This window comes from Flavobacterium sp. (assembly GCF_044361065.1).
GTDB lineage: Bacteria > Bacteroidota > Bacteroidia > Flavobacteriales > Flavobacteriaceae > Flavobacterium.
Genome location: NZ_JBIKJI010000159.1, coordinates 1 through 4,407 on the forward strand (window position 1 = coordinate 1; position 4,407 = coordinate 4,407).

Annotated in this window: 4 protein-coding genes; all 4 read right to left on the reverse strand. The window is 34.0% G+C overall.

Annotation, left to right across the window (positions count from 1 at the left end; genetic code table 11):
* The coding region (locus ACIQ11_RS08975; protein WP_396154299.1) for a transglycosylase domain-containing protein at positions 1–974 on the reverse strand (974 nt) is incomplete at its 3' end.
* An 8-nt stretch (positions 975–982) separates the two neighbouring features.
* A complete protein-coding gene (locus ACIQ11_RS08980) occupies positions 983–1,471 on the reverse strand; it encodes a gliding motility lipoprotein GldH (RefSeq protein ID WP_396154300.1) in 489 nt (162 codons plus the stop codon).
* Positions 1,461–2,615 carry a stage 0 sporulation family protein gene (locus ACIQ11_RS08985; RefSeq protein WP_396154301.1) on the reverse strand — a complete coding sequence of 385 codons (1,155 nt, stop codon included), beginning with the start codon at positions 2,613–2,615 and terminating at the stop codon, positions 1,461–1,463. The genes ACIQ11_RS08980 and ACIQ11_RS08985 overlap by 11 nt, the downstream gene beginning before the upstream one ends.
* A 178-nt stretch (positions 2,616–2,793) precedes the next feature.
* On the reverse strand, positions 2,794–4,164 hold the full coding sequence (locus tag ACIQ11_RS08990; protein WP_396154302.1) for a rhodanese-related sulfurtransferase: 1,371 nt from the start codon (positions 4,162–4,164) through the stop codon (positions 2,794–2,796).
* Positions 4,165–4,407 lie beyond the last annotated feature (243 nt).

Genomic DNA, 4,407 nt, shown 5'->3' on the forward strand with positions numbered 1-4,407 from the left:
GCTTCTTCAGCATACTGTTGCATACGCGAATCAACTGTAACATAAATTTTTAAACCGGCGGTGTAAAGGTCAATTTCTTCTCCTTTTTCGTCCTCAATGGCTTTGATGATTGGCTTCAAACTTTCACGTAAGTATTCTCTAAAATAGGTAGCGGTTCCTTCGGCGTGACTTTCTGGTTTGAAATTTATTTTTACAGGAATTCGCTTTAATTCTGCTGCCTTTGCTTCCGATAAATACTTGTTTTTTACCATTTGGTCTAAAACGGTATTTCTGCGTTTGAAAACTTTTTCCTTTCTTTTTTCTTTGGTAGGATTGAACAATGCTGGGTTTTTAAGCATCCCCACAAACAAAGCGCTTTCAGCTAATGTTAAATCTTTTGGTTCTTTGTTCATGTAAATTTTTGATGCCGAACGAATTCCAACTGCACTATTTACAAAATCGACCTTATTTAAATACAAGGCTATAATTTCTTGCTTGGTATATTGACGTTCTAATTTTGTAGCAATAATCCATTCTTTACATTTTTGAATGATACGAAATGGTAAAAATTTAGACCCTTCGCCATGAAATAAATTTTTGGCTAATTGTTGCGTAATGGTACTTGCGCCACCACTTGCTCCTAAACTCGAAATGGCTCTTAACGTTCCTCTGGCATCTACACCAGAATGTTCGTAAAAACGTTCGTCTTCTGTAGCTACTAATGCATCTACTAAATGCTTTGGTAAGTCTTGATATTTAACCGGCGTTCTGTTTTCTTTATAAAATTTACCTAACGTTACGCCATCAGAAGAAATAATTTCTGTAGCGATATTGGTATCTGGATTTTCTAATTCGTCAAATGAAGGCATTTTTCCGAAAAATCCCCACGATGCCAAAAGAAAAAATAATAATACGCCACCAAATGTGTAGCCGAATAATTTCCAAAATTTTCTAACGTAATCTGAATAACTGACTTGGGTGTTGTTAGTTGCCATTTTTTTCTTTATTTTCTTTTTTCAATTCTAAATCCTAAATCTGTAATACCGGTTAAGTCTTTTACGCCTTGTACTTTGCCTGTTTGTCTTACAGCGTGTTCAACTTCTAACGTATATTTTCCAGGTTTTTCAAAACTATAATTTTCTTTGTACCACAACTTGCTTTCTTTTACGTCTGAAAAACCAGTACCTAATAAAGTGCCGTCTGGATTCGCCATTTGATATTCTAAAGTATCTACAATTACTTTACCGTTTGGCTGGTTTAACGATACAATTAAAAACAAATTGTTATACGGATAGTCGTTGTTATTTCTAACGTTTAAAAATAAATTATACACGCTTGCGGTGTCTTTTTGTTCAAAAGTAAACGTGGCTTTTTTATTTTTTTTCCACGTACCGTCAAACGCATAATATTCATCAAAAACCTGTTTTTTATCGCAAGAAATTACAATAAAAAGCAAGAAAAGACTTAGTATTTTAAAAAAATTATTGTTCATTTTTCTTAAACGGTTTCTTTTTTCTTTTATTATTATTGTTCGATTTTTTCTTAGGTTGATCAAATCGTGTTAAACTATCTTGTCCCACCACATTTTCGAATTTTTTCTCCACATTAACTGATGAAACTTCTTCTACAAAGTCTTCTAATTGTGCGATTTTTTTACCTTGTTTGTTAATCGCTACAATTTCTTTTGCTTTTTCTGCAGTTAGCGTGTGCCAATGCGCTGGTGCGTTTGCGTACGAAAACCACATTAAATTTTTAAAAATATCAATTTTTTGGCAATACGCATCACCTTTATCGGTAAGCAATTTTGTATCCATATCTGGCAAGCCTTTTAGTGCGTCTAAATACGTATCTAATTCGTAATTTAAACAACATTTAAGCTTTCCGCATTGTCCTGCTAATTTTTGTGGATTTAAGGATAATTGTTGGTATCGAGCGGCTGAAGTATTTACGCTTCTAAAATCGGTTAACCAAGACGAGCAACATAATTCGCGTCCACAAGAACCAATTCCGCCTAAACGAGCGGCTTCTTGACGGAAACCCACTTGTTTCATTTCAACACGAATTTTAAACTCACTTGCGTATTCTTTAATCAATTGTCGGAAATCGACACGGTCATTTGCAGTATAATAAAACGTCGCTTTTGAGCCATCACCTTGAAATTCGATATCCGAAATTTTCATTTCTAATTTAATCGCTATGGCAATTTCACGCGCACGAACCTGTATGGCGTCTTCTTTATTTCTTACGCCATGCCAAATATCAATATCTTTTTGAGTCGCTTTGCGGTATACTTTAGGGATTTCGGCGTTGTCTTTTACGTTTTTCTTGTTCATTTGAACGCGAACTAATTCGCCAGTTAAAGACACCAAACCTACATCGTGACCTGAAGAAGCTTCTGTAGCCACTACATCGCCGATGCTTAACGTAAGTTTTTCGGTATTTCTAAAAAATTCTTTTCTTCCGTTTTTAAAACGTATTTCTACACAATCAAACGGTGCTTGACCGCCTGGTAAAGTCATATTGGCTAACCAATCGAAAACCGTTAATTTATTGCAGCTATCGGTGCCGCAAGTCCCATTATTTTTACACCCCTTTGGTGCACCACCATCGGAAGTTGAACAACTTGTACATGCCATAATTTATATATATTGATCGCCTCAAAAAAATTGAAACTACTTTTCAAATGTTATTTTGAGCGTAAAGATAGCATTTTTTTAACTGAATTTAAACTTTTGGTTTTTCAAGTTTTTACAAACAAAAAAACCTGCTACATCTTAATGAAGTAACAGGCTAATTTTTTCTTATAACTGGTGGTTATATTTTATACATTTTATCTGATTCTCTAATTTTAAATGGCACTACAAAAGTTACTTTATCGCCAGGTTTTGCTACGGTGTTTTCAGTGCCGTTAATTAACATTGTACCCACTTGCATTTTTTCGTTTCCAGTTGTAGGGCCTGAAATAAAAATAGTATCTCCTGTTTTTAATTCTTGGTTTTCAATTAAAAATTGACCTACTTGTGCTTTGGTAAAATAATGTTGGCCTTTGCCAATATATATTTTTCTTTCTGTCGATAATTTTCGCTTTCTAATTTGGGTAACCGCAGAAACTTTTACCGGTTTTTGAGCAATTTCTTCAAAAATATTTCTTTCCGAATTTTGTTTGAATGTTAAAGCCGGTGATTTCCCTTTTTGAAAAATCATATTTCCGTTTTTTAACCCTTTTCTGCGGTTTTCTTGTTCTTCCAATGGCAAATAAATGGTTTCTACACAACTTGCGGAACAACAATTTTCCATTTTTTCGGCACACGAATCACACTGAATAAATAATAAATGACACGCTTCGTTGGCGCAATTTACGTGTGTGTCACAAGGTTCGCCACATTGGTGACATTGCGCAATAATATCGTCTGTAATTCGTTCGCCTAAACGGTGATCGAATACAAAGTTTTTACCAATAAATTTACTTTCTAAACCTTCTTCTTTAATTTGTTTGGCATAGTTTATAATGCCGCCTTCTAACTGAAAAACGTTTTTAAACCCTTGGTGTTTGTAGTAAGCAGAGGCTTTTTCGCAACGAATACCGCCCGTGCAATACATCACTAAATTTTTATCTTCTTTAAAGTCTTTTAATTGCTCGTTGATAATTGGTAAACTTTCACGAAAGGTTTCAACATCTGGGGTAATAGCGCCTGTAAAATGGCCAATTTCACTTTCATAATGATTTCTAAAATCAACTACAATCGTATTTGGGTCTTCTAAAATTTTATTGAATTCTCGCGCGTTTAAATGCACGCCTTTATTAGTTACATCAAACGTTTCATCGTTTAATCCATCAGCCACAATTTTGTGACGTACTTTTATCGTTAATTTTAAAAATGAATGATCATCGTGTTCTACGGCAATATTCAATCGAATGCCTTTCATAAAGTCGTAGGCTTCAAGCGTTTCTCTAAAAGCATCAATATTTTCTGCTGGAACAGACATTTGCGCATTAATCCCTTCCGTAGCGACATAAATTCGGCCTAAGGCATCTAATTTGTTCCATTTCAAAAACAAATCATTTCTAAATTGTGTTGGATTTTCAATTTTGGCATACGCATAAAAAGAAAGCGTTAAACGTTGACCGGCTTGGTCAATTAACTTGGCTCTTTCTTCCGCGCTTAAGGTGTTGTACAGTTGCATGCTATAAACATTTTAAGGTTAGAGCCGTGATTATCACGACTTAAAGAAATAAATAAACAAATTCTAAATGGAAGAATTCGGTAGCAAAGATAAAATTATTTTTAATTGAAATGCAACAAGAAACTTACAAACAAAATTTGTTGCAATAAAAAAATTCTGTATTTTTACGAAAAATTAATTATTATGAGCACAGAAAAAGAAGCAAAATTAAAAGCCTTACAACTAACATTAGACAAATTAGAC

Excerpts from the sequence above, each read along its gene's own strand:
- ACIQ11_RS08980 (WP_396154300.1), bottom strand. The coding sequence starts at position 1,471 with ATGAACAATAATTTTTTTAAAATACTAAGTCTTTTCTTGCTTTTTATT.
- ACIQ11_RS08990 (WP_396154302.1), bottom strand. The coding sequence starts at position 4,164 with ATGCAACTGTACAACACCTTAAGCGCGGAAGAAAGAGCCAAGTTAATT.
- ACIQ11_RS08985 (WP_396154301.1), bottom strand. The coding sequence starts at position 2,615 with ATGGCATGTACAAGTTGTTCAACTTCCGATGGTGGTGCACCAAAGGGG.